Source organism: Acidobacteriota bacterium, assembly GCA_022340665.1.
In the GTDB taxonomy this organism is placed as follows: domain Bacteria; phylum Acidobacteriota; class Thermoanaerobaculia; order Thermoanaerobaculales; family Sulfomarinibacteraceae; genus Sulfomarinibacter.
Genome location: JAJDNM010000029.1, coordinates 12107 through 37551 on the forward strand (window position 1 = coordinate 12107; position 25445 = coordinate 37551).

22 protein-coding genes are annotated in these 25445 nt (G+C 61.5%); 10 read left to right on the forward strand and 12 right to left on the reverse strand.

Going from position 1 to position 25445, the window contains the following annotated elements; translation table 11 throughout:
• The first annotated feature begins 30 nt into the window (after positions 1-30).
• From LJE93_04250 to LJE93_04270, 5 genes are all read left to right on the forward strand, one after another.
• A complete protein-coding gene (locus tag LJE93_04250; GenBank protein ID MCG6948114.1) occupies positions 31-1095 on the forward strand; it encodes a mechanosensitive ion channel in 1065 nt (354 codons plus the stop codon).
• 301 nt (positions 1096-1396) lie between these two features.
• The gene (locus LJE93_04255) at positions 1397-2488 is read left to right on the forward strand and encodes an efflux RND transporter periplasmic adaptor subunit (GenBank protein ID MCG6948115.1); all 1092 of its coding nucleotides are present in this window, start codon (positions 1397-1399) and stop codon (positions 2486-2488) included.
• Positions 2485-5556 carry an efflux RND transporter permease subunit gene (locus LJE93_04260; protein ID MCG6948116.1) on the forward strand — a complete coding sequence of 1024 codons (3072 nt, stop codon included), beginning with the start codon at positions 2485-2487 and terminating at the stop codon, positions 5554-5556. The genes LJE93_04255 and LJE93_04260 overlap by 4 nt, the downstream gene beginning before the upstream one ends.
• A 79-nt stretch (positions 5557-5635) precedes the next feature.
• On the forward strand, positions 5636-6691 hold the full coding sequence (locus tag LJE93_04265; GenBank protein ID MCG6948117.1) for a hypothetical protein: 1056 nt from the start codon (positions 5636-5638) through the stop codon (positions 6689-6691).
• An 86-nt stretch (positions 6692-6777) separates the two neighbouring features.
• Positions 6778-7803 carry a YncE family protein gene (locus LJE93_04270; protein MCG6948118.1) on the forward strand — a complete coding sequence of 342 codons (1026 nt, stop codon included), beginning with the start codon at positions 6778-6780 and terminating at the stop codon, positions 7801-7803.
• Between the two features lie 213 nt (positions 7804-8016).
• On the opposite strand, the gene LJE93_04275 is transcribed toward LJE93_04270, so the two are convergent.
• Genes LJE93_04275 through LJE93_04300 form a run of 6 tightly spaced genes read right to left on the reverse strand, consistent with a single transcriptional unit; the run spans position 8017 to position 13260 of the window.
• On the reverse strand, positions 8017-9630 hold the full coding sequence (locus LJE93_04275) for a glycosyltransferase family 39 protein (GenBank protein MCG6948119.1): 1614 nt from the start codon (positions 9628-9630) through the stop codon (positions 8017-8019).
• Between the two features lie 10 nt (positions 9631-9640).
• On the reverse strand, positions 9641-10750 hold the full coding sequence (locus tag LJE93_04280; protein MCG6948120.1) for a DegT/DnrJ/EryC1/StrS family aminotransferase: 1110 nt from the start codon (positions 10748-10750) through the stop codon (positions 9641-9643).
• Positions 10750-11760, reverse strand: coding sequence for a glycosyltransferase (locus tag LJE93_04285; protein ID MCG6948121.1), 1011 nt, complete (start codon positions 11758-11760; stop codon positions 10750-10752). Before LJE93_04285 ends, LJE93_04280 begins: the two co-directional genes overlap by 1 nt.
• Positions 11760-12161: a GtrA family protein gene (locus tag LJE93_04290; protein MCG6948122.1), complete on the reverse strand. Its 402-nt coding sequence runs from the start codon at positions 12159-12161 to the stop codon at positions 11760-11762. Before LJE93_04290 ends, LJE93_04285 begins: the two co-directional genes overlap by 1 nt.
• The gene (locus LJE93_04295; protein MCG6948123.1) at positions 12161-12592 is read right to left on the reverse strand and encodes an FdtA/QdtA family cupin domain-containing protein; all 432 of its coding nucleotides are present in this window, start codon (positions 12590-12592) and stop codon (positions 12161-12163) included. The genes LJE93_04290 and LJE93_04295 overlap by 1 nt, the downstream gene beginning before the upstream one ends.
• Entirely contained in the window at positions 12592-13260 is a 669-nt protein-coding gene (locus tag LJE93_04300) for an acetyltransferase (GenBank protein ID MCG6948124.1), read from the reverse strand. Before LJE93_04300 ends, LJE93_04295 begins: the two co-directional genes overlap by 1 nt.
• Before the next feature lie 104 nt (positions 13261-13364).
• Between LJE93_04300 and LJE93_04305 the strand changes: the two genes are divergently transcribed.
• On the forward strand, positions 13365-14225 hold the full coding sequence (locus LJE93_04305) for a 3-keto-5-aminohexanoate cleavage protein (protein MCG6948125.1): 861 nt from the start codon (positions 13365-13367) through the stop codon (positions 14223-14225).
• Positions 14226-14545: 320 nt separating this feature from the next.
• Here LJE93_04305 and LJE93_04310 read toward each other — a convergent pair whose 3' ends face one another.
• Positions 14546-15949, reverse strand: coding sequence for an aminotransferase class III-fold pyridoxal phosphate-dependent enzyme (locus tag LJE93_04310; protein ID MCG6948126.1), 1404 nt, complete (start codon positions 15947-15949; stop codon positions 14546-14548).
• 39 nt (positions 15950-15988) lie between these two features.
• The gene (locus LJE93_04315) at positions 15989-16459 is read right to left on the reverse strand and encodes a solute carrier organic anion transporter (GenBank protein ID MCG6948127.1); all 471 of its coding nucleotides are present in this window, start codon (positions 16457-16459) and stop codon (positions 15989-15991) included.
• A gap of 277 nt (positions 16460-16736) precedes the next feature.
• On the opposite strand from LJE93_04315, the gene LJE93_04320 reads away from it, so the two are divergent.
• Positions 16737-17657: a serine/threonine-protein phosphatase gene (locus LJE93_04320; protein MCG6948128.1), complete on the forward strand. Its 921-nt coding sequence runs from the start codon at positions 16737-16739 to the stop codon at positions 17655-17657.
• On the opposite strand, the gene LJE93_04325 is transcribed toward LJE93_04320, so the two are convergent.
• Positions 17650-18363 carry a PilZ domain-containing protein gene (locus LJE93_04325; GenBank protein MCG6948129.1) on the reverse strand — a complete coding sequence of 238 codons (714 nt, stop codon included), beginning with the start codon at positions 18361-18363 and terminating at the stop codon, positions 17650-17652. The two genes, LJE93_04320 and LJE93_04325, sit on opposite strands and share 8 nt — an antisense overlap.
• A 247-nt stretch (positions 18364-18610) precedes the next feature.
• Between LJE93_04325 and LJE93_04330 the strand changes: the two genes are divergently transcribed.
• Entirely contained in the window at positions 18611-19342 is a 732-nt protein-coding gene (locus tag LJE93_04330) for a hemolysin III family protein (GenBank protein MCG6948130.1), read from the forward strand.
• 85 nt (positions 19343-19427) lie between these two features.
• Here the strand turns inward: LJE93_04330 and LJE93_04335 are convergent, their stop codons facing one another.
• A complete protein-coding gene (locus tag LJE93_04335; GenBank protein MCG6948131.1) occupies positions 19428-20255 on the reverse strand; it encodes a PilZ domain-containing protein in 828 nt (275 codons plus the stop codon).
• A 285-nt stretch (positions 20256-20540) separates the two neighbouring features.
• On the opposite strand from LJE93_04335, the gene LJE93_04340 reads away from it, so the two are divergent.
• A complete protein-coding gene (locus LJE93_04340) occupies positions 20541-20939 on the forward strand; it encodes a hypothetical protein (protein MCG6948132.1) in 399 nt (132 codons plus the stop codon).
• Positions 20940-20980: 41 nt separating this feature from the next.
• On the opposite strand, the gene LJE93_04345 is transcribed toward LJE93_04340, so the two are convergent.
• Both LJE93_04345 and LJE93_04350 read right to left on the reverse strand, forming a co-directional pair.
• Complete coding sequence (locus tag LJE93_04345) at positions 20981-21184, reverse strand: hypothetical protein (GenBank protein ID MCG6948133.1); 204 nt, start codon at positions 21182-21184, stop codon at positions 20981-20983.
• A 309-nt stretch (positions 21185-21493) separates the two neighbouring features.
• Positions 21494-24859, reverse strand: a complete 3366-nt coding sequence (locus tag LJE93_04350) for a HEAT repeat domain-containing protein (protein ID MCG6948134.1) — start codon at positions 24857-24859, stop codon at positions 21494-21496.
• Between the two features lie 288 nt (positions 24860-25147).
• On the opposite strand from LJE93_04350, the gene LJE93_04355 reads away from it, so the two are divergent.
• Positions 25148-25438, forward strand: a complete 291-nt coding sequence (locus LJE93_04355; GenBank protein MCG6948135.1) for a co-chaperone GroES — start codon at positions 25148-25150, stop codon at positions 25436-25438.
• Positions 25439-25445: the final 7 nt, after the last annotated feature.

Genomic DNA, 25445 nt, shown 5'->3' on the forward strand with positions numbered 1-25445 from the left:
CCGAAGCGACCAATTTGTGTTGCGGTTTCCATGAGCTCTTCGGTCGTTCAGGAATCGGGCCTCGCCGCGTCGTTCGCCGCGCGTGAAGCGATGGCGTTGTCGAGTGCGCCGACCCAAGAATTCTGGGAAAAGGTCCAGGAAGGGCTGGAGTGGGTCACGGCGATCTGGACCTACGAGCTGACGACCATCGACGGACGGTCCCTGACGATCGGGAAAGTGACGATCGCCCTCCTGGTGCTGGTGATCGGCATACCGATCGCCAGGGTCGTCATTCGCAAGATCTCGCAGCGATTGTTCACCCGCATTGGCCTCGGGACGGCTTCTTCCGCAGCCTTTCAATCTCTTTTCTTCTATGTGGTGGTGGCGATCCTGACCGTGTTCGCGCTGTGGGTTTCGGAGATCCCGCTCACCGTTTTCACCCTGGCCGGCGGAGCGATCGCAATCGGAGTTGGCTTCGGCAGTCAGAGGATCGTGAACAACTTCGTCAGCGGTCTCATTTTGCTGGTCGAGCGGCCGATCAAAGTAGGCGATCTGATCGAGGTCGGGGACACGCTCGGAGAGGTGGAGAACATTGGCGCGCGCAGCGCCAGGATTAAAAGCTTCGACAACTTCCACATCATCGTTCCCAACTCGGCATTCCTCGAGCAAAACGTCATCAACTGGACCCATATGGACAACATGGTGCGGATCAGCCTACGGGTCGGTGTCGCCTACGGATCGCCGACCCGCCAGGTCGAGAAGCTGATCCAGCAAGCAGTCCGGGAGCTCGATGAGGTCATCATTCCACCGGAGCCTGTCGTCATCTTCGAGGATTTCGGCGACAGCGCTCTGATTTTCGAAGCCCTGTTCTGGATCCTGATGAAACGTCCGATGGATCGCCGGCGCGCGCTTTCGATTGTACGGTTCCGGATCGACGAGCTGTTTCGCGAGAACGGAATCGTCATCGCCTTCCCTCAGCGGGACGTCCACCTAGACAACCTGAATCCGCTGGAGATTCGCCTGACGAAAGGTGTTTCCGAGGGTGGTCGCAACACCGAAACCGCACCCACACAGAACGAGGACGGCGGCAGGAGCCGCAAGAAACTGCAAGGGTGACGGGCGCCGATCTCTGAGTTCGACTCTTTCCGATTCCGGCGCCAGGCACGATTCCGACTCGGTCGCGACGGTGAGCAGCGGTTGGATGGCTTCCGCTCACTCCCGCTTTTCACAGTCGGCAACGGTTGACCGCCGACGGCGGTGGCAACCCGCCTTTCGCACCCGTGACCGAATTTGCCCGGCGGGTCGTGCGGCAGGCGGCGATGCCTTCGCGCCTCACAACCGGCCGCGACGTCCGACCACGTGGTATAAAGATCTTTCGGTCGAGACCGTGAAGGGACCAGAGGGATCGGAGACCGTCATGATTTCAATTCCACGTCGAGCCGCCGGAGTTTTGGTAGCGTTGGCGATTGCCGCGGTCATCGCGGCACCGAAGCTGCTGGATCTTCGCCGCACCTCCTCCACACCCGGCGAGGTCTCGACCACCGACGCGGCCCTGCGTGTCAGGGCCTACAGAGTGGAACCGACCGAGCTCACCGAGCGGCTCTCGACGACCGGAACCGTGCGCGCCAACGAGGAGGTCGAGATCGTCAGCGAGATCTCGGGCAAGGTCTCGAGCATCCAGTTCGAGGAGGGGTCTCGGGTCGCGGAAGGTCAGCTGCTGCTGAAGATCGACGATTCAGAGCTGCTCGCCGAACGCCAGCGGGCGCTGTACCGGGTCGAGCTGGCGGAACGCGACGAAGCCAGGCAGAAGCAGCTGCTCGACGACGGGGTCATCTCGAGGGAATCCTACGATGTGGCCCTCGGCGAGCTGAATGTCCTGCGGGCCGAGCTCCAGCTCATCGAGGCCCAGCTTCTCAAGACGGAGATCCGTGCTCCGTTCAACGGCATCATCGGTCTGAGATGGGTCAGCCCGGGTAGTTTCCTCTCCCCGCAGACCCGCATCGCTTCGCTCAAGGACCTGGATCCCGTCAAGCTCGACTTCACCGTGCCCGAGAAGTACTCCGCGCTGATGAAGGTGGGTGACGGGATTTCGTTTGCTGTCGAGGGCTCCAACCGTACGTTTCAAGGAACGATTTACGCGGTCGAGCCGGGTATCGACGCCTCGACCCGATCGCTTCGGGTGCGTGCGCGATGTCCCAACAGCGACGGCACGCTGGTCCCGGGTGCATTCGCCAACGTCGACCTGGTGCTGCGCTCGGTCGCGGATGCTTTGACGGTGCCATCGATCGCGGTCATACCCGAGCTCGGCGGCAAGAAGGTCTTCGTTTACGAGGATGGGTTGGCCCAGCCGCGGTCCATCGAGACGGGTATACGCTCGCACGACGAGGTTCAGGTAACCAGCGGCCTGGTCGAGGGAGACATCGTGATCACGACCGGCCTCCTGCAGCTGCAACCCGGAGCCGAGGTCGAGATCGACGAGGTCGAGACCGAAACCGGTTCGTCACCATGACGCTCTACACCCTCAGCATCCGCCGCCCGGTGCTGGCAATCGTGATGTCGATCACGATCGTTCTCTTCGGATTGCTCGGCTTCTCCTTCCTCGGTGTACGCGAGTATCCGTCCCTCGATCCACCGAATATATCGGTCTCCACCTCGTACCGCGGTGCTTCGGCCGACGTCATCGAGAGCCAGATCACCGAGCCGATCGAAGCGGCCGTCAACGGAGTGGACGGCATCCGCACCCTGACCTCGACCAGCCGAGACGGACGCAGCACGGTTCAGGCTGAGTTCGATCTGGGGATCGACCTCGAAAGAGCCGCCAACGACGTCCGCGACCAGGTGTCGCGCGCCGCGCGGGATCTGCCGCCCGACGCCGAGCCCCCGATCGTTCGCAAGGCGGATGCAGATGCGCGCCCGATCGCCGGCGTCAGCGTGCAAAGCGATCAACGCAACCTGCTCGAGCTCGGGCGCATCGCTCAGGACGCCTTCGTCGAACGTTTGCAGACGATCCCCAACGTCGCGAGCGTCGACGTCTGGGGCGAGAAGACCTACGCCATGCGGTTGTGGCTCGATCCCAACAAGCTCGCCGCGTATCGCCTGTCGCCGATCGACGTGCGCAACGCGGTGGCGCGCGAAAACGTCGAGCTGCCCTCCGGCCGTATCGAAGGGGTCGAGGTCGAGCTTCCGGTGCGGACCATGAGCCGCCTCGACACGCCCGAGGCCTTCAACGATCTCATCCTCAAGAGCGAGGGCGACCGCATCGTGCGCCTGCGGGACGTCGGCCACGCCGAGCTCGGCCCGCGCAACGAACGGACCGTGTTGAAGCGGGATGGCATCCCGATGGTCATCGTCGTCGTCCGCCCGCAGCCTGGCGCCAACTACGTCGCGATTGCTGACGAGTTCAAGCGGCGGGTCGAGATTATTCAAAAATCACTGCCTTCGGATATCGAGGTCTCGTGGGCATTCGATGCCAGCCGCTACATCCGAAAGTCGGTGGCAGAGGTCCAGCAGACCATTTTCATCGCATTCGGCCTGGTGATGCTCGTAATTTTCTTCTTTCTCCGTGATTGGCGGACAACCCTGATACCGGTTGTCGTCATCCCGGTGTCGTTGATCGGGTCGTTCTTCGTCATGTACGTGGCCGGGTTTTCACTCAACGTGCTGACTCTCCTGGCGATGGTGCTGGCGATAGGTCTGGTGGTGGACGACGCGATCGTCGTTGTGGAGGTCATTTACGCCAAGATCGAGGCCGGCCACGAGCCGTTCAGCGCCGGCGTCGAGGGCACCAAGGAGATCTTCTTCGCGGTGGTGGCGACGACCGTCGCGCTGGTTTCGGTGTTCATGCCTATCATGTTTCTCGGCGGCCTTGTCGGCCGGCTGTTTCGCGAGTTCGGGCTGACCCTCGCCGGAGCGGTCATCATTTCCTCGTTCGTCGCCCTGACGTTGACACCGATGCTGGCGACTCGCCTGCTCAAGAAACGCTCGCGTCAGCCCTGGCTCTACAGATCTACCGAACCGTTTTTCCGGGGCCTGGTCACCAACTACAGACATCGACTGACAGCCCTGCTCGATCGGCGCTGGTTGGCGATTCCGATCATCCTGTTGTGCTTGGGTGTATCAGCCCTGTTTCTCCAGATACTGCCGCGCGAGCTGGCGCCGCTTGAAGATCGTTCCGAGATCAGCATCTCGGTTCGTGGCCCGGAAGGCGCCACCTTCGCCTATATGGACCGTTTCATGGACCGGCTCGGCAACCTGATCGCCGAAGAGGTCCCGGAGGCTGACAACATCATCAGCATTACCTCGCCCGGTTTCGGCGCCTCCTCCGCGGTCAATTCCGGTTTCGGCCGAATCCGCCTTGTAGAACCGGACGAACGCGAACGGACGCAGCAAGAGATCGCCGACGCCCTCGCAGTCCAGGTCGGGTACCTGACGGAGGCGCAGACCTACATTACACAGCCGCCGACGATCGCCGTTGGAAGGCGTCGGGGCCTGCCCGTCCAATTCGTGATCCAGGCGCCGAACATGGAGAAGCTACAAGAGGCCCTGCCTCCGTTCCTCGCCACTGCAGCAGCCGATCCGACCTTCACCTACGTCGACGTCAACCTCAAGTTCGACAAGCCGGAGCTCCGAGTCACGATCGACAGAGAACGGGCACAGGACCTCGGCATCTCGGCGCTTCGCATCGCTCAGACCCTGCAGCTCGCTCTCAGCGAGCAGAGGCTCGGTTACTTCGTGATGGACGGCAAGCAGTACGAGGTCATCGGACAGGTGATGCGCGACGCCCGCGACGAGACGGTTGATCTCCGCAACCTGTACGTCACCACCGAGGGTGGGCCTCCGGTTCTGCTCGACAAGCTGGTGCGGATCGAGGAGACCAGCAGCCCGCCGCAGATCTACCGTTTCGACCGATACGAGTCTGCGACGGTGTCGGCCGCGCTGGCGCCCGGGGCGACAATTGGCGACGGAATCGATGCGATGGATCGCATCGCGGATGAGGTGCTTGACGAGACCTTCGCGACCACCCTCGCCGGTCAATCGAGAGATTTCGCCGAGAGTGCCAGCAGCCTGCTCTTCGTATTCGTGTTGGCGCTGGTGTTGATCTACCTGGTCCTGGCCGCACAGTTCGAGAGCTTCCGCGACCCCATGATCATCATGTTCACCGTGCCGCTGGCGCTCGCCGGTGCCCTCTTCGCGCTCTGGTACTTCAACCAGACGATCAACATATTCAGCCAGATCGGGATGATCATGTTGATCGGCCTGGTAACCAAGAACGGCATCCTGATCGTCGAGTTCGCCAACCAGCGCAAGGCGGCCGGCGTGCCCGTGACCGAGGCGATCATCGAAGGGGCGACGGCCCGCTTCCGGCCAGTACTGATGACCAGCTTTTCGACCGTGCTCGGCATTCTGCCGATTGCGCTCGGCCTCGGCGCCGGCGCGGAGAGCCGCATCCCGATGGGAGTCGCGGTGATCGGCGGACTGTTCGTCGGAACCTTGCTGACCCTGTTCGTCGTGCCGGCCATGATGTCTTTCCTGACGAGCAAGGCGGCCCGCGTACAACGCTTTGCCGGGGAGGAGTGAAGCCCTCCTCGGAAACTCGCCGACTCGCCTGAGGACTTTTCTGCCGAAGTCAGCACCGATACAATCGGGCCAGGGATCCATGGCGAGGCAAAGCAGTTTTTCGGTGAGGCGTGGAAGCGCCCGTGCCGGGGCGGCTCTGGCGCTCGCGGTGCTCATCTTCTCGACCCTGCCCGCGTCGGCGGTGCAATCGCTTTTTGACAGCGAAGAATTCTTCGAGCTCACCATTCGCGGACCGCTGAATCGCCTCGTCCGCTCCGCGTCGGCCGGCACCGTGGTGCCAGGCCAGATGGAGCTGGGCGACGGGACGACGATTCCAATCGTCTTCTCCAAGTACGGACTCAGCCGGCTCGAGGAGTGCGACCTACCCCTCCTCAAGATCGAGCCCGACGAGATGCAGGCTCGCGGCACCCCGTTTCAGGGCTTGCGCACCGTGCGGCTGGTGACGCCGTGTCACCACGGATCCGCCTGGGACAGGTTCATCCTGCTCGAGTACCTGGCCTACAGGAGCTACGCGGTGATCGAGGAACCGGCGTTGCGGGTGCGCCTGGTGGAGACGCACTTCCTCGATTCCGAAAGCGCGGCATCCGAGCAAACCAGCCTCTCCTTCTTCGTCGAGGACATCGGTGCAGTCGCCGAACGGTACCGGATGGAGTGGCTCGATATCGAGTCACAACCGGTCGACACCCTGGAACTCTCCCGGCTCGCGCGGTTCGCCCTCTTTCAGTACATGATCGGCAACACCGATTGGTCGGCAGTTGAGGGCCCCGTGGGCAGGCGCTGTTGCCACAACGTGGCCGTGCTCGGCTCTGACGCCGACCGCTTCAATACCCTGCTGCCGTTCGATTTCGACCACTCTGGTCTGGTGGACGCGCCGTACGCCCTGCCAGACGCGTCCCTGCCGATCCGGAGCGTCACCCAGAGGACGTACCGGGGATTCTGCGCGAGCAACGAGTTCCTTCCCGCCGCCATCACCTCCTTCAACGAGAAGAGATCCGAGCTCGAGAGGCTTTTCACCAACCAAGGGCTCCCGGACCCCAAGGTAAGGAAACGAGCTCTGAAGTACATCGACTCGTTCTACGCCACGATCAACGACCCGCGAAAGCTCGAGCGCCGGATCATCGACAGGTGCAGGTGAGCCCCGGGTCGATTGACTTCACGTCAGGGCATGTCTACCGTGGAATTCAGCATTCTCAGGATGACCACAATGGATGGGACGAGCTCATGAATCAGAATCGCCGTCTGGTTGTCGCCTTTAGGATCCTCTGCGTGACCTGCCTCGCCGCGGCAGCCGTGGCATCCGACGGCGCCGAGGCCGCCGTGACACCATCGACCGTCTACGTGTCGAGGATTCTGGAAGGCATGGTCGCGGTCATCGACGCGAACACCGATCAGCTGATCGCCTTCGTTCGGACGGGCTCGAATCCGGCCGAGATCGGCGTGGTGGCATCACTCAGCCGGGCCTTCGTGGCGGATCTGACCGACAGCACAGTGACGGTCATCGAAACGACTGGTCACGGCATCGACGACACCATCACCCTCGCCTCCCCTCCAGCGACTATCGGCGTGGACGAGGCGGCGCAACGGGTTTTCGCGCTGGATTTCAGCAACGGCGCCTGGGGTACCGACCTGCACGTGATCGATGCCGACTCGAAGTCCGAGATCGACACCTTCATGGTCGGCACCCGGACCCAGAACATCGCCGTCTCCGCGGCTGACGACGTCGCCTACGTGACGGATTTCGAGGACGGCATCATCGAGGTCGACACCGGCACCGGGGCGGTTCTCCGGACGCTCGCCATGAGCAGCCTGCCGCACGGCATCGCGCTGAACGAATCAACCGACCGTCTCTATGTGACCCGCTTGGACGCCGACGACGTGAAGATCATCGACACCGCAGCGACGGACCTCACCGTGATCGGCACGGTAGCGGTCGGCGAAATGCCTCAGTGGATCGCGCTCGACCTCCCGCGGGGCAAGGCCTTGGTCACCAACGAGGGCGACGACACCGTCTCGGTCTTCGATCTCGCCACTCACAACGTGCACCCGGCGGCCATCCCGGTCGGCGACGGCCCGCTCACTCTGACGATCCACGACGGGGCAGCAAGAGCCTATGTGTACAACGCCAACGACGGAACCATTTCGGTGATCGACACGGTGAGCGAGACGGTCGTTGCCACCATCGACGTGCTGTTCGGCGATGGCTTCGAGCTGGGAAACACCGCACCGTGGTCAAGCAGGGTCCCCTGAGAGCACACAGTCCTTCCCTCAGGGGTCAAATTCAACCCGAGCTGGAACGCCATCCATCAACCTGAGCGAGTGAGCGGAACAGTTTTCATCACCGGTATTTCGACCGAGCGACATTCAGCATCGCCGCCCTCGTCATTTCGACCGAACGAACATCGTGAGCGAGCGGAGAAATCTATTGGCATCAAAGAAGCGCACCGGCGAAGAAACCACAGATCACGAGTCACCTTCCACCTTCGGACGTTTCAGTCGATAGAGATCCGGGGCGGCGAGCTGCTGCAAAACCCATCCGCTATCGGCAAGGCGGTTCAGCATATCGTCCGAGACTCTCCATACGAACACATTCTCGTACTCGCGCGGAATCACCGGCATCTCTGGCTCGACGACGATCTGAATGCCCGTCCGATCGCTCGCCGCGTGGGCGAAAGCCAACGACGTGAACATGCCCATTGGGTCGTCCATGCTGGTAACCACCAGCGGCGACGAGTAGCGATCGACCAATTTCGCAGTTGTGAGCAGGTCGCGCCCAGAGAATTTGTTCCACCAGGTCTCGGACTGCCGGTAGAAGCTGTTCGAATAGATGCCGCAGCCGAGCACGAACGCCGCCGTCACTGCGGCTCCGAGGCGAATTGCCCGTTGTTTGTTGGATAGAAGGTAAGCGATCGCGAACGCAGCGCAGAGCTCCAGCGCGAATGTCGTCGGCAGGTGGTACCGACTGACCGCCGCCCGCCACCCTCCGGAAGACAGATCGACGACGATCATCGGCAGCCAGCACGAGAGGCCCAGGAGAACCACGAACAGGCGCGCCCGCTGCGGCGCAAATCTGATCAGCACGGCGACGCTCGCCAGCACGAACAGCAGTACGAAGACGATCAGCACCCGGGAGGAGAATCCCGCGTTCACGATGTTGTCCGGGAGATCGACGAAGGTCCTGGCGATGGATCCGGCGACCCGTCGGAGCCAACCCCAGAACGGCACGTCGGTGGCGGCCCACACGACCCAGGGTCGATCCCTGGAATCGAGGAAGATCGACCACGCCCAACGCGAAAAGAGCAGGGAAACAAGCACGAGGGCAGCCGCGGTCAGCTTGACGACCGACGAAAGGCGGAACTTCTCGCTGATGACAGCGAAGAGAAAATGCGCTGCCATAATAAACACTGTCAGCAGGTGGGTGATAAGGGTGAGGCCGAGAGCGCCGGTGTAGAGGATCCACCATAGCCACGCCGGCCGGTCTCGTTCCCGCGTGCGTCGTGAGGCGACCAGCAGCAACCAACTCGAGAGGATCACGAGATCAACCCAGAGGATGTACTGCCTGGCCTCCTGGGCATACACGAAATGCAGCGGCGATACCGCGATCAGGCCGACGGTGATCCAACCCTCGAGGGATCGTCCGAAGAGCTCCCGGCTCAGGAGGAATACGAGCGGCAGGCCGAGGATGCCGAGAAATGCCGAGAATCCCCTCAGAATGGCCTCCGAGGAGCCGAGCATCTTCACCCAGGCTCGAGCGAGGACGAAATAGAGAGGCGTTTGTCTCGGGTCCTCCCACACCAGCACGTAGATCGTGTCGACGACCGACCGATCATCCCGGGGGAACTGGTGAACCAGTATCTCGTCCCTGGTGTGTACCTCGCCATCGAAAACATCCTCGATGATCTCACCCCAGAAACTGCCGGCGATTGCGCGGCCGGTGTGTGTTTCGTCCCACCAGACGACTTTCGAGCCCAATCCATCGAAGCGGATCCAGCAGCCGAAGGCGGCAAGCAGCAGGGCGACACCACGCACCCAGCGAAGCGTTCGCCGATTGGTGGCAGAGGGCGGATCGACGATCATGCCGGTCTCTTCAGCCTTTGCCGAAGAACTCTGCGATCCTGGTCGTCACCGCCCGCACCTGCTCCCGGGTGATGCCGACGAAAATCGGCAGAGAGAGGGAGGTCTCCGCCAACTCTTCCGCGATCGGAAAGCTGCCGCTGGCGAAGCCGAGGCCGGCGTAGGCTTGCTGGAGGTGCGGGGGCACCGGGTAGTGAACCATCGTCTCGATGCCATGCTGCTCGAGATGCTCCCGGAGCTCGTCGCGACGCCGTGTCCGCACCACGTACAGGTGGTAGACGTGGTCGAACCCGGGGCCGACGAATGGCGGGAGCAGTCCGTCCACGTCCTCGAGGTCTTCCCGGTACCACGCCGCAATCCGCCGCCGCTCCTCGATCCACCGCCCGATGTAACGGAGCTTGATGCCAAGGATGCCGGCCTGAAGCTCGTCCAACCGCGAGTTGACGCCGATCAGATGGTGACGGTTCTTCTCGCCCGATCCGTAGTTGCCCATCGATCGCACGTGTTCTGCCAGGGCCGGGTCGTCGGTCGTCACCGCACCGGCATCTCCCAGGGCACCGAGGTTTTTCGTCGGGTAGAAGCTTGTCGCGCTGATGCGGCCGATGCTGCCGGTCGGCCTGCCGCTACAAACGGCTCCCTGCGCCTGCGCGTTGTCCTCGACCACGACGAACCGGTGCCGATCAGCGACCTCGGAAACGGCATTCATATCGCAGGGTTGGCCGTAGAGATGTACCGGGACAACGGCCCTGGTTCGGTCGGTGACGGCCTCCTCGATGCGTGTGGGGTCGATGTTGAAGGTCCGCGGATCGGGCTCCACCGGGATCACGACGGCGCCGGTGCGTGACACGGCCATCCAGGTCGCGATGTAGGTGTTCGAGGGTACGATGACTTCATCACCCTCGCCAATCCCGAGCGCCTCGAGGGCCAGGTAGAGGGCGTCGAGGCCATTCGCCACTCCAACGCAGTATCGGGTTCCGCTCGAGCGGGCGTAGGCCTGTTCGAATTCCTCGACCCTCTCCCCCAGGACATACCTCCGCGAGTCGTAAAAGGATTTAAAGAAGGCGCTCACCTCCTCCTCCAGCTGATCGTGGAGAATATCCAGGGAGTGAAACGGGACCCGCATCATGAACCGTCTGTTTTCACCGCGTCGTCGGGCTTCCTTTCGTCTTCCACCTCACGGATCACGAAACCGGGTCTTCCCTTGACCTCCTCGTGGATCCGCCAGATGTACTCGGCCACGATCCCGATGCTGAGGAGGATCAATCCGTTGAACATCATCATGACGATGATCGTCGTCGCCCAGCCGTGGGTCTGGAAACCGAAGAGGCTCGAATCGGCGAAGATCCTCGCCCAGGCGATGAGAACAACCAAGAAGAGACAGGAGACGAAGATGCCCAACCCGAGCACGGTGATCAGCCTCAGCGGGTAGGAGGACGATCCGAAGAAAGTCGCGGCCGCCATGCGAACTTTCTTGCGCAGGGTCCATCTCGATGGTCCGGGCGGAGCCGGCCTGTCGTATGCGAGGAAGACGGGTGAGAACCCGAGCCGCAGGACCTCGAGCACCGGCGTGGTGTTGATCGGGTGGATCTTCGAGTTGAGAATGTCCACCACCTCCCTGTCGGCCAGAAAGCGATCGGACCCCCCAGGTGGGAAGGCGACATCCGAAAACTGGTTCATGACGCCCCAGTAGAGGCTGGAGAAGAAATCGTTCAACCGGCCGTCGTCGCGAGACCGGCGGTGGGCCACGATGACCTTGTTGCCCTGCTCCCACGAACGGTACATTTCGACCACCACATTCAAGGGGCATTGATGGTCGTCCGGCAGCGACGTCACACAAGCGCCACGGGCAACCGACAGGCCGGCGAACTGCGAGTACGGGCTGCTGTAGTTCCTGCTCAGCTGGAACGCGCGCAGGCGAGCGTCTTCCCGGGCGAGCTGACGGGCCAGATTGAAGGACCGGTCGGTAGAACCGTCATCCATGATGATGAGCTCGAACGGGATCTGCTCCGCTTCCATCGTCCGGACGACTTCGTCGACCGCGGGCCGCAGACGTTGCTCGCTTTGGAACGAGAGCAGGACGATGGACAACAACCCGGATTCATTCTCCGTGAGTTTCGATCGAGTGCCCGACATCACACCTCTCTCCGTTTCAGGAAGGCTGACGAGAAACCGAAGTTCCACATCGCCGTGACCGGGAGCACCAGCAGCGGCAGGACCCAGTTCTCGAAGGGCAACACCGCCCGGTAGATCCTCAGCAGCACGACTCCGACGCCCATCGACGACAGGTAGACACCGTAATACAGAATCATTCTCTTGACGGACAGTGCACTCTGAAATGTGAAAATGCTGTTCAGGAAGTACGACACATTGATCGCCAAGCAGTAGACGCACACCCAGGTCACAATCAACGGGGTTCGGAAGAACTTGAGCAGCACGATGTTCGTGCCCGTCGCGATGCAGGTCACGACTGCCCCGACCACTGAAAAATGCGGAAGGCGCTTGAGCCTGGCCACGACTCCGGTTTCTTGTCGCATTACACCGGTTCCGACTGGCTTCGCAATGAACGGAACTCCTCGAGGCTCCGAATATAGTCGTTGGGCAGATATTCCTCTGATTCGAATGCGAGCTGCACCGCCCCTTCGGTGTACTTCATCGTGCGCCAGCACATTCGAGGTAGGAAAAGGCCGACCTCCGGCCGGTCGAGCAGAAAGTCTTCCAACCGGCCGGATACCATCTCGGTTGCGACCTCGATTCTCCCGCTCACCGCCAGCAGCAAGGTCTGGGTTTGGCGGTGTGCGTGGTGCCCTCGTGTCACGTCGGGAGGAGTGCCGCAGGTCCAGAATACCCGCCGCACGCGGAAGGGAATATCGTTCGTCAGCTCCGCCAGGGTGAGGACTCCAGTCGACGAGTTTCCGAACGAGGCGAACTCGATGAGACGGGGTGTTGTCGATTGGTTGACCGACATCAGCGGCCCCGGACCACTCGGGCGGGCACACCGTAGGCCACCACCCCGGGAGGCACATCCTTCGTCACTACCGACCCGGCTCCGATAACGCTGTTGCGACCGATCGTCACGCTGTCCACGATCGAGGCACCAATGCCGACCGTCACACCGCGTTCGAGCCGGCACACTCCGGCCACCTGGCACCCCGGGTTGAGTGTCACGAAGTCCCCGAGTGCGGTGTGGTGCCCGACGCTGGCATTGCGGTTGACCACGACAAAATCGCCGAGCTCGGCGTGTGCCGCGACGGTCGCACCGGGACCGACGTGGACCCCGTGTCCGAGTCGCATCTCGGTCGGCAGGTTGGCCCGCGGGTGGATAGCGTTTTCGTAATCCTCCGCGTCGATGCCGAAACGCTCGAGAAAGAACTCTGCGATCGTCTCCCTCGCCCTGCCGATCGAGCCGATGAGAAGCCCGGCATCGGGGTGCCGTTGCCAGTCCTCATGCCAGACCTCTTGGGTCGAGACACCGTCCGTCTCGTATCCGTACGCGAGCGAGTGGTTTTCCTCCGGCGGGATGTTGCTGACGATGTCCACCACAACCGGGCGGTCGCTCGCCTCCCTCTGCCTGAGGAGATCGAGCAGGATCGCAACCGCGTGATTGCTCTGTCCGAGAATCTGGTATCGAATCATCGGCACGTCCAGGTCCAATTTTCGATCGCACGAGATTACCATCGCCACCGAGGACCGAGTACACTGTGCGTCTCTGCAGGGTAACTTCCCGTGAAAGGAAGAACATGGAGCTGATCGTCAACTTCACACCCACGGGCATGATTCCCACCAAGGAAATGACCCCCCATGTCCCGGTCACCATCGACGAAATCGTGGAAGAAGTTCACCAGGCTTCCGAGCTCGGAATCACCATGGTCCACCTTCACGCCCGCGATCCCGAAAGCGGGCAGCCGACCTATCGAGCTGACGTGTACGGACCGATCATCGAGGCCATCCGCGATTTCTCGACCGATCTGATTCTCTGCGTTTCACTCAGCGGGCGGAACTTCAAGGAGTTCGAGAAACGGGCCGAGCCGTTGCAGCTCACCGGAGATCTCAAACCCGACATGGGCAGCCTGACCCTGGCCTCGCTCAACTTTGTCCAGCACGCGAGCGTGAACGATCCGAAGATGGTGGTGTCGCTGGCCGAGGAGATGAAACGCCGGGGGATTGTGCCCGAGCTCGAGGCATTCGACCTCGGCATGATCAACTTCGCCAAATACCTGGAGCGGAAGGGCCTGATCGAACCGCCACATTACTGCAACCTGTTACTCGGCAACATCGCCTCGGCCCAACCCGACCCGCTCCATCTCGGCCTGATGATCCGCGACCTGCCCGCGCACACCCTCTGGAGCGCCGCTGGCCTCAGTACCGCTCAGCTCCAGATGAACGCCCTGGCCATCGCCCTCGGCGGCGGCGTGCGGGTCGGGCTCGAGGACAACGTCTGGTACGACTCCGGGCGCAGCCGACTGGCCACAAACATGGACCTTCTCCGTCGCGTTCACTCCCTCGCAAACATGCACGAACGGTCGGTCATGCGGCCCGCCTACCTTCGTGAGCTCCTGAAGCTCGAACCGGGCGACGGCAGCTATGGAAGGGCCAGGTAGCAACCGGGCGGATTGCGAAGCCTGGGCAGGGGCGCCTCCCCGCCCTCGCCACGAGACCTCATGAATAATTCGGGCGAGGGTCTCGAGTCTTGAAGCGCATGAAATGGGGCGGAGCCTCGTCACGCGCTGTTCAGAGACTCCGCCCAGAGGAATAGGTCGAGGGTTTTCACCCTCGTCGTCAATGTGTTGCATGGATTTTTCGGGGTGTTCATGAAAATCTCATGATTTTCTCACGGTTGGCCGTGCTCGACCGCCAGCGGTGCGCGCAGGGACTTCATCAGTGTCACCTCTGACAGATGTACGGCACTGTTTTCCCGGATTTACAGGAACGGCTTGACGCGGCGCGCCACCGCACGGCAGGCATCCTCCAGCTGTTCCATGTCCGGTTCGGAATGAGCGGCCGACACCGCACCGTGGGCGAGGACCAGGTGCACGTCTTCGAGCAGCAACGCGGACGCGAGCACCCGATCCCTGAGCACGAGATCGCAGACCACGGGGTCGTGCACCGCATCGGGCCGATCCAGCTCCGTCGTCTCGTCATATGGGAAATGCACCATCCCGACCGAGCTTCCGGTCGACAGCGCGTCCATCGACCCCGTAGCGCGGGCCGGAACCCCTTCGTCCATGAAGCCACGTACCATGGCAGAGCGCATTTTCTCGCCGAGTTCTCCGAGCCGCGGGTAGACCTCGTCCTCGTGCTCGATGAGGTAGTTCATGGCGGTCTTGGCCGCAAGTAATGACGACGGGTGCGCGCAATAGGTGCCGCCCGAGAAGAAAACCCGGCGTCGCTGTTCCCTTCCGAGGTATTGCATGATGTCCGCCCGGCCGGCCACGGCCGCCACCGGCATACCGCCTCCTATCGCCTTTCCGAAGACCGCCAGATCGGGCTCGATCCCGTACAGCGCCCCCAGGTCGGCGGCATGGAAACGAAAGCCGGTGATGATTTCGTCGAGGATCAGAACCGCACCGTGCCGCCGGGTCAGATCGCGGGCTTCGTTCAGGAAATCCGGCGTCGCGGGAATCACACCCCCAGCGCCGATCAACGGCTCGACCACGAAGCAGGCGAGCTCGTCTCCGTCGCGAGCGAAATCGTCTCTCAGCCGCTCGGGATCGTTGAAGGTTGTCACGATGACCTCGTCGGTCAGGGATGCCGGGATGCCTTCGGATTCGACGCCCTGGAAACCCAGGTCACCCGTACTCTGAAAATGCACGCCTTTGAGCCCCCAGGGATGTCCGCCGTGCCATCCGCCACCGACTTTCATGACCCGGCTACGGCCTGTAAAGGCTCGCGCGAGAATCAGCGCATACATGTTTGCCAGAGTTCCCGAGGTCGTGAAACGCGCCTGATCCGCGCCGGTTCGACGGCACAGGATTTCCGCAACTTCGCCCTGGAGGCTGTCCACCATCCCCGTTTGGAGGCCGAAGCCATCTGCGAACGCCCTGGCCAGCTCCGATGTCACGACCTTCGGGTTGTGCCCGAGCACATTGGCCAGGTGGCCCTGCCAGAAATCGAGAATATCGTGGCCGTCCAAATCCGTGACCCGTGCCCCCTGCGCGGCCACGATCCGCGGGGCAAACGGCTCCATCAAACGGATCGCGTGGCTGCCACCGTCGACGAGAGTCTCTTTCGCAGTCTCGGCCAGGGCGGCGGAACGGGGAGAACGCGTGACCAGATCATCCGCGAGCGTTTCGATGAGATTGGAATAGTCCCGCAGCCTCCTCACATCGCCCCCTTCGCCACGCGACCTCATGAATAATGCCGACTAGCTGATCAGCTCCATACCGCAGGTGCAGGTTCCGGGTTCGGCGGACACGTAGTTGCACGTGCACGAGCCCCCACAGTTGCAGAAGTACAGACCCTTGCCCTCGAGACTGACCGTCTTGACCGCCGAGCCACACGAGCATTTCGACGTGTCCTCGGCGTCGATCTCGCAACGACAATCGTTACCACAGGTGCAGATCTTGGCGTCGTGACCTTCGACCATCACCACGTGAGCGGCCACGAGCTCGCTCCCGCAACTACAGGTGCCCTTGTCGGCACTGACGGAATTGCAGTCGCAACCGGGCCCGCATCCACACACGTAGATCACGTCATGTCGCACCGTGGCGATGGCGTTCCCGGCCACGTTATCAACGGCAGGCTCTTGCTCGATCTCGACCACGGTTTCGGGGCGCGAACACCCCAGAACGCCAATCACGGCAATACATGCCCAGATCGTGAGCATCTTCTTCATTGTGAAATCCTCCAGTACTTCCTGTTTTGGGTTGATATTCTGGGCGCCTGTCGATCTGTGAATTCGCATTCTACCCAATTTCTGCAAAGGATTGTCAACACGGAGTTCACCCCGTCTTCACTTCAGCCAATTGACGTGTCTTCACGGTTGGCTCGGCGGGTTTTCGGCGACGTGCTGCAAATAGACGACGGACACTGGAATAGGCAGGTCCCGAAGCGCGTTTAACGACGAATGGCCGAAGCGTGCCGATGGTCGGTCGCTGGCCAGGGAGAAACACATGACGTCTGTAGCGACAATAGATGAACGGCGGGTCAATCTGCTCGAAAGCGAGCTGGCGAACTTCAAATCGATGATGAGTTATGTCAACCAGATCCCGGAGAGTGTGGGTCTGAACAACATCGAGATCTCCGGCCGGTCCTTTCCACTGAACGGAATCCTGGGTGGCGATCACATCATCGTCCTCGACTTCAAAGACCGTTACAACCTCGATGCGCGCATCGAAAGGGCCCTCGCGACCGGGAACACCGAGGTTGCCGAAAACCTCGATCGCTGCCGCGAGAAGGTAGGCATTTTGGTGGCGGACGTGTCCGGGCACGAAATGACCGACGCCTTGTTGGCCGCGATGCTCCATCAGGCGTTTCTCACTGGAGTTCTCTACGAACTCGAGACAGAAGGGCACGTCACTGCCAAGCTATTCGAGGTCCTCAATTCCAGGTTCGCCAAATCATCGAGCGTCAACAAGTTCATCACCATGATCTACGGCGAGATCTGCGATGACGGTACCTTCAGGTTCATTTCAGCCGGCCATCCGAAGCCCCTCATCTTTTCGGCAAGGTACGACAGGTTGGTGGAAATCGACCCGGAGCGCATGAAAAACGTCCTCCCGATCGGCGTGTTCCCGAGCGAGGGGGACATCGATGAAAGCGCAAGCGACGCGCGATCGCCCCGCAACATGCGATTCGACGTCAACGAGGTGAGCCTCCTGGGCACCGGCGACATTCTGCTGCTGGGGACGGACGGCCTTTCCGAGCATGCGAATGGCGACCGTTTGTTCGCACCCCGGCACCTCGAAGAGTCCATTCGAAGTGTCAAGGAAATGCCACCGCGGCAGATCGTCGACGCGATCCACGATGCGATGGTGAATTTCGCGTCTCCGCAAGACGATACGAGCCTGGTGGTGATCAAGAAGGTCAGTTGATCTCGGGGTCGGTCAGGGCCTGATCGAGGACCGCATCGATCTTCTTTCTGCTATCGCCGGCGAAGTTCAGGAACTGGACCCCGATCCCGTCGACACCTCCGCGTTCCGCGACCGCCTGACGGACGACCAGCGCCTCGGCCGTGGCCGAGCCATGCGTTCCGCCCAGGTTAAGCGTGATGGTGACCCTTTCTCCTGGTTCGAACGGGGTTTTCGTTTCTATCAGCATCCCGGATGCGGAGAGATTCGCGGCCTCCCCCAGAACCTCGACACCATCGCCAGACACCGCGGTCCGGAGGTGGGTCGAGAATCGCAAATTGGCCCTCGGAGCGATGTGAAGCAACTCCGCCACCTGCAAACCGATGAGCTCGGGCGGATCCTCGAGGAGCATGACCCGATTGACGCCACGGTCGATGAGCCCGTACGCCAGATCGACATTTCCCTGAGTCGCCAGGACGAGAAGGGAAGCCTGGCGGCTCGCCGACGTCTCGTGACGAAGGTTCTCGACGACCTGCCCGAGCGTGCCCTCCCTGACGACGGCGTCGAAGATCAAGAGGTCGAAGGACTTCGCGCGCGCCAGATCTACCGACATCTCGGGTCGCTCCACCTTCACGACCTCGAGCCTCTGCCGGTCGAGCACCGGCGCGAGGGACTCGAAAGGACCCTTGCCGATTCCGGCCACCAGAACCAATGACCTCTTGTCGATCACGTTGCCTTCACCATCATTTCGGCACTCCCTACCATCATACCGTTGATGCCGATCAAGCCTCTATTGAATCGAACTCGGGCCACCGCTGCTCATGAACCGCCCCGATTTCGCCGATGACATCGCCAGCAGGCAGATCTCCCATTTCTCTCCGATTCCGGAGGGTCGCGAACCGGCACGCCTCATCTGCGGTAGACTCTTGTGGTGCGCCGGGCATCGACGCACCAACATCTCGATCGACGGGGGCGACGTGAAAACAGATAAGGCGATCTTCAAAACCACAGCGGAGATGCCGCCGGTCGAGGTTGACGAACGAGCTCCCAAATTGACAACCCGACCGGCACCAGCCCAGTACTCTCGTGGTGAGGAGATCGCTAACAGCATCAGCCACGGTGTGGGCTGGTTGTTGAGCGTGTGCGGCCTCGCCATCCTCGTCACCTACGCGGCGATCACGGGAGGGGCGTTGCGAGTCGCGTCGTGCGCCGTGTTCGGCTCGACCCTGGTGCTGCTCTACGCGGCATCCACGCTGTACCACGCCCTTCGGGAGGAGCGGGCAAAGAAAGTGATGCGCGTCTTCGACCACTCGGCGATCTTCCTTCTCATTGCGGGGACCTACACACCGCTGGCACTGGTTGCTGTGGGTGGTGCGTGGGGCTGGTCTTTGTTTGCGACGATCTGGGCTCTGGCCACGATCGGAGTTCTCCTCAACACGTTCGCACACGGTCGATGGCGATGGTTGTCAATCACCCTCTACATCACGATGGGGTGGCTGGTGGTGATCGCGATCCGACCTCTGGTCGCTGCAGTCGACGCGCGGACACTCGTGTTGATCGTCGCGGGTGGCGTTACCTACACCCTCGGGCTGGCGTTCTATGGCTGGCGCCGGCTTCCCTACGGCCACTCCGTGTGGCACCTGTTTGTATTGGCTGGAAGCGCGCTCCACTACCTGGCAATCTTTTTCGAGGTCGGAATTCCGTCCTGATCCTCAGCATTCCCGAAGGCTCGTGTGTGGTGAATGGCGATTCCAGCAGAAACGACTGGCCGACCGGGACCGGTCTCACGAGCGCTCACTCATACTCGATGATGATGTCGTCTGCGGCTCGCTTGCGTTTTCCCCCGTTTTGAGAGGAGCCGGCAACCGAAGGTTTGCTCGGCCTCAGCCGGGGATTGACCAACTCAGGCTCGGGATCCGGCTCGGTCGTCAGTCCCTCGAGATACTTCTGCAACTGGCTGGTACCGCCGTTGGCAAAGTCGACGAAACGGATGGCGATGCCCTCGACGCCGCCGTGAGCCTTGGTCGCGTGGCGCACGACGTCACCACGACCACAAATGGTACCCAGCTCTTCCGGGAGGTTGATTTTGAACTCCACGGGGGTGCCGAGCGTGGGTCGATGGCGAGTTCTGATCAACATGCCTGTCGACGACAGATTAACGGTCTGGCAGAACAACTCTCTTCCGGCCTCACCGAGTGCGGCCTCTACGTTGGTCGTCAGCCGGACGTGAACTCGAGGCGCGACCTCGAGAAGTGCTGCTACCTGGTCGCAGATGATCTCCGGAGGGTCGGTCGCCAGCATGACGCGATTCACCCCTCGGCTTCTCAGAGCGCGCGCCACGTCGACCTGATCTGGTTCAGCCAGGACAAGAATCGCCGCTGTGCGGCTGGTCGAAGACTTGGCCCTGAACGACTTCACTACCAGTTCAAGCGGCCAGTCGGCTGGCACCGCAGCATCCATGATGATGACGTCGTACCGGTTCCCGGATGCGAGGTCGACCCCTTCCTCGGGCGTTGCCACCCAATCGACCTCCACGGCGTCGCGCTGCATCACTGGTGCCAGCTGCTCGAATGTCACACGATCGATGCCAGCAGCCAACACCTTCGTGTTTTTGGGCTCCACACTTCCTCCACTACGCCGCCGATCCGACCGGCAGCCCATCCCGTCATTGACACGAACTCGATCCGATGTCGGCGCATCATGAGTCTCGCCCGTGCCTGGCGCCACCCTATTGTCGCATTAATTCTCCTACCCGCGGCGTGATTTCGTCCACAAACCGCTCGTCTCCAGGCTGATGCACGACACATCCTGAAATTCGATGATCGCAAATTCCCTCATGCCACGTCCACCACGCCCGGCGTCGATTCCGGTGCACGAGCTCTTCGTCGGCGAGCTACAATTGATGGAGTGACCAGCGAGATCGCCCGCCTGCGCACGTTCATCCGATCGACTCTCGGATGCGGTTGTCCGGATGACGTCTTGGAGTGGATCGAGTGCACTCACACTGAGTTCGATCAAGAGGAGGACATCCGAATTTCGAGGATCGATGTCGGAGGGCGGCTCCTGGTCTATGTGCTCGAAGTCGTCGGCCCGAACGGTCGTGCCGACGAAGCTCTGCCGGCAGTCATCGCGGCGGCCATGGTCGACCGAACCACCGGCTGTTTCAACCGCCTTCGGGTCGTTGTGGCGGTTGACGATCCGGAGGAGATTTCACCGCGACTCGAACGGGTATTCGGCGAGTCGGCGCCGGCCGACGATCACATCCACTTCCACGTCGTTCGATCAATCGAGCTGCCGTTCGAGTAAAATCTGCAAGTCCGGTTTTCTTGCCGGTCGAGCTTTCCGATCTAATAAAGTGGTTCCGTCTCGACCCAGCTCATGCCTGTTTCGGCCTCGAGTTGGTGGCTCGTGCGGTCATCCCAGGTGTGGGTCGTCTGGCCGCAACTCGGACACGTATGGACTTCGCCCATCATCGTACGATCGGTTTGTTCGGCCGACCATCCCTGGATCGTGTCGCAGTAGGTACAGCGAATCGGATCGGGTGTTTGCATGGAAATCCACCCCCTTCCTATCGAGGCAAATTATCGCATGTGCTCAACTGATGGAAAGTCCGACCGCGGCAAAATACCGCGTTGCGGCAGAGAAAGCCAAACGGCCAGACGGCTTGACGGCTTGACGGCTTGACGGCTTGACGGCTTGACGGCTTGACGGCTTGACGGCAAATCAATCGATCTTGGCAATGAGTTTGTCAACAACCCGTGCCGTATGGCGGTGCCTGGGTGGACGGCGGAACCCGTATGGCCGTATAGCCGTTTCGCCTTGGGTGGGCGGGTGACGGAACCCGTTCTGCCGTTCAGCCCCTACAGCAATCTCTCGTTCGCGTCATCACCGAGGGCTATGACGGATCGGAAAAGGGCTCTGACGATCTCGATATTGTTGGACAGGAGATCGAAGAAGTCTTCGGCTTCTATGATCAGCATTCGTGATTCGGTGGTCGCAACTGCATCGCCCGACCGGGTGTGACCGCTGAGGATATCGAGAACACCGAAACGTCCGCTCGGCCCGATCACCACCCCGTGTTCCTCGTCGGCACCCAGCCGCACCTTCCCTTCGACCACACAGAAGAGGCTGTCGGCGGGCTCATCGCGGCGGAAGATTACCTCGTCCTTGTCATAGGTGTGCTCGCTGGCAATCGCCGCCAACCTGAGGACCTGCTCCGCGTTGCAGTGGGCAAAGAGATCGACCCCCTGTAGAAAGACCATCATCTCGATCTGTGCCATCTGGCCCATATCGGTGTCTCCTCCCCTCGCGATCACTCCCCGGGTTCTCGGGCCGGCCTTGACCTTGTTTGTAACCCAGGCGGCAGTCTCCTTGACCATCTGGTCCTCCGTTTCCTCTGCCAGCGCCGCCACCTCCGGGTAGAGCTTTTCGATCTCCTCGTCCCACACGTTGTAGAGAGCCGCGAGGATGATGCCGATGGCGCTCGGGTCGCGCCGCGGGTCGATCTGGATCATCCGATGAAGTGCCTGTTCCGGAGATTGAACCTGAGTCCCGAATATCTGATGTGCACGCCTGAGCTTGTCCTCCAGCGGGGCATCATCGATCACCGCGAACAGATCGCGGCGCAATGAACCTGAAAGCGTGTTGTCGAGGTACTCGAGCGAGCGCGCCCGAAGCTTGTTGTTGCCCGTGAGGAGGCTCCGTTGGGCGGCCCGCACATCCTCCGGGTTCTCGACCAGCTCGAGTAGAGAGAAGATGTTGCCGACCGAGTCGACCAATCGTTGAGCGAGCAGCTGCTGCGGCAGCGTCGGCACGCGGCCATCGACCTTCCAAACGGCCAGCGGCCCGTCCAATCGCGCTTCATGAAGCGACGACACCGCCCATAGGTCGGCGAGATTCTGCAGATAGCGCGAGGCCTCTTTGCTGAGCTCACGGGTTATTTTCCGCCGACTGAACTTGAGGTCGGGATAGCGGGACCGCAGATAGCTCAATGCTTCGATAATCTTCGTGCGCAGCATCGAGTCGGAGGCGTCAAGGCTCTCCAGCAGGACATCCACCGCCTTTTGAGATCCGATCAGAGCGATCGTCTTGGGTACCGCCCGGCGAACCCAGATCTGCTCGTCGTCAGATCGCATGAAGAGCAGTAGCGGCTCGATAGCCACGACGCCCTGGGCCACCAGCGCCTCGCGGGCCTCGTGCTTGAGTCTCCGATTTCCCGTCAAGGAGATGAGGATGGTTGCGTAGAGGGGATTCGGTCCGCTACGCGCGACCCGCTGGCGAACCGCGTGAATCGCTTCCTGGATCACTTTCAGGTCACGATCGTAAAGAAGCAGAACCAGGATGTCACTCGCCGTAGGATCGTCGACCTGGCCGAGAGCGCCGGCCGCCTCGGCCCGGACGCAGGGATTGTCATCCGCGACCATTTCGGAAAGCACGTTTTCGGCTTTCTCCCGGGCCTCGCCCTCTCCTCCCCCGAGAAGGCCGGCAACGGCAGACGCCCTTAGACGCGGGTTTTTCTCTTCGAGGTGCTTCAGCATCAGGCTGGCGGCATACTCTTTCCGGAGCTGGGCGAGGGTCCGCATGGCGCCGGTGCGGACCTCGGCATCGCTGTCGCCGAGGGCGCGCTCCACCAGATCGGCTGCATCCTCGCGGCCCGTTTCAGCCAGGATGTCGAGTGTCCTGCGGCGCACCTCCGCGCTGTCATGATGGAGCAGCACCGGCGGGACGAGTCGTCCCTCACCGCTCGACGACAGGAGATCGAGACTGTGGAGGACCTTGCGCGGATCCGAGCTTCCGAGTGCCTCGACCAGAGTCGTCACGGTTGTCACGTCACTGGAATCGATCGTCGCATCGGTCTGGATGACGCCGGATTTCAGGCCTTCTCGAAAGGCGGTCACGTACTCGCGCCGGGTGCGGATCGTCAGTGCCAGCCAGCCGATGGCGAGAAACAGAGTCACCACGCTCACCCAGGTGGCAGACAGAAAGGTCAGGATTACCAGGATCAGAATCGCCGCGGCGCCCTTGCTGAACCGCTGGATGAAGACATCGATGAACGCCTTCGCCTTGATCCGCAATTCCTCCGCGACCGGCATGAAGAGAAGCTCCCGGGTGGCCTGATCGACCGAGTGTCGGAGGCTGTTTTCGCCGAGGAATAGGATCCACACGAGCGGATAGACGATGAGCGTGGCCGGCGAGAAAACGATGGCCAGCACCACCGCCAGTTGAGCCAGAACCACCGTGCCGGGCAACACGCGCATTCCGACGCTCACCCCCAGGACCCGGTGGATGCGGCCAGTGAAGATCAGCTGGAAGAGAAAGCCGACAAGACCCATCAGAATGAAGGCGTACGCGAAGACCGACGTCCGCTGGTCGAGGTTTTTGGTGTGCAGTTCGACATACCAGTTGAATTGCCAGCCGACGAGTTGGCCAATCATGACCGAGGCAGCCATCAGGAGGGCGATCATTGCCAGCAGCCTCGAACCTCTCAGGGTGCTGAGCCCGCCACGCGCCTCGTCATATCGGAGTTTGCGAATCGACCGTGGAGGCCTGTCAGGGTGTGCCCGGCGCCGCTCGATGAGGACCAGCAGGATGGGAAGGACGAGCAGCAGCGCCGCGGCGGCGAGCAGGATGTAGCGAGTGCCCGCGACGCGGGTCACCGCCGCAGCCAGCAGCCCGCCCAATGTGGCTCCGAGCAGACCGCCCGCACCGATGAAGGAGAACAGACGCCGAGCCTGCCTTGCGTCGAAGACCTGGTTCGCATACGTCCAGAACTGCGACACGGCGATCGCGAACGCCATCCCCAGCCACACGTAGTAGAGCGCCGCGACCCATCCTCGTCCGATGCTGAAGAGGTAAAAGAAAAGGACCAGCCCGATGACGTGCAGCAGGGTGCCGCCCAGGATCAGCATCGGCAGACGCACGCGCATGGCCGCGCGCGAATAGAGCACCAGGACCGGAAGGGAGACTGCGGCGACCGCGAGATAGACCCACGGGAGGTTCTCTGCACCGAGGGAATCAATGAAGGTCGCCTGCCGGACGGATTTGCTCGCGAAGTGAACCGTCGTCAGGATCAGGAATTCAAAAAAGAACAGCCACGCCAACCCGCCCTCACCCCGCCGAATTCCGAAAATGCCGCCCCCGAAATCGCGGAGCCTGCCGCCGGAACGCATCGCGTTGCCGACCGAGAGTCTCTCGTGCGCAGCCGAGTCCGTCGTTCTTGGTCTCACTCTCGCCAAAAATACTCCGTCGCCGAGTCTGAGGCAACAGTTGAACGATTTCCGATGCGTCGTCGCCTGTCATCGTGTACGGTCAACGACCTCTCAGGTTTTCAGGAATATCTTAGCCAGTTACACTCAAAAACAGTTGCGATGCCGGGTTTTCGAAATCTTAGTCTATTTTTATAAGGAATATCAATATTGGGTCTTGACATCCGCGCGAATAACCCTTATATTCACGCTAGCACTCTCACGACGAGAGTGCCAAAACATCGCAATAACTCGAAAGGAGAGAGTCACATGAAGGTCAAACCTTTGGGTGATCGAGTGCTTTTGAAGCGGGTTGAAACCGAGGAAGAGGTGCGCGGCGGAATCATCATCCCCGACACCGCCAAGGAGAAACCCCAGGAGGCTGAGGTCGTCTCGGTCGGCGACGGCAAGATGGACGACGACGGCAAGCGCCTGCCAATGACGGTCAAGAAGGGCGATCGCGTCCTGATCGGCAAGTACACGGGACAGGACATCAAAATCAACGACGAGGAACACACCATCGTCCGTGAAGACGAGATCCTCGCCATCATCGAAAAGTAAGTAGGAG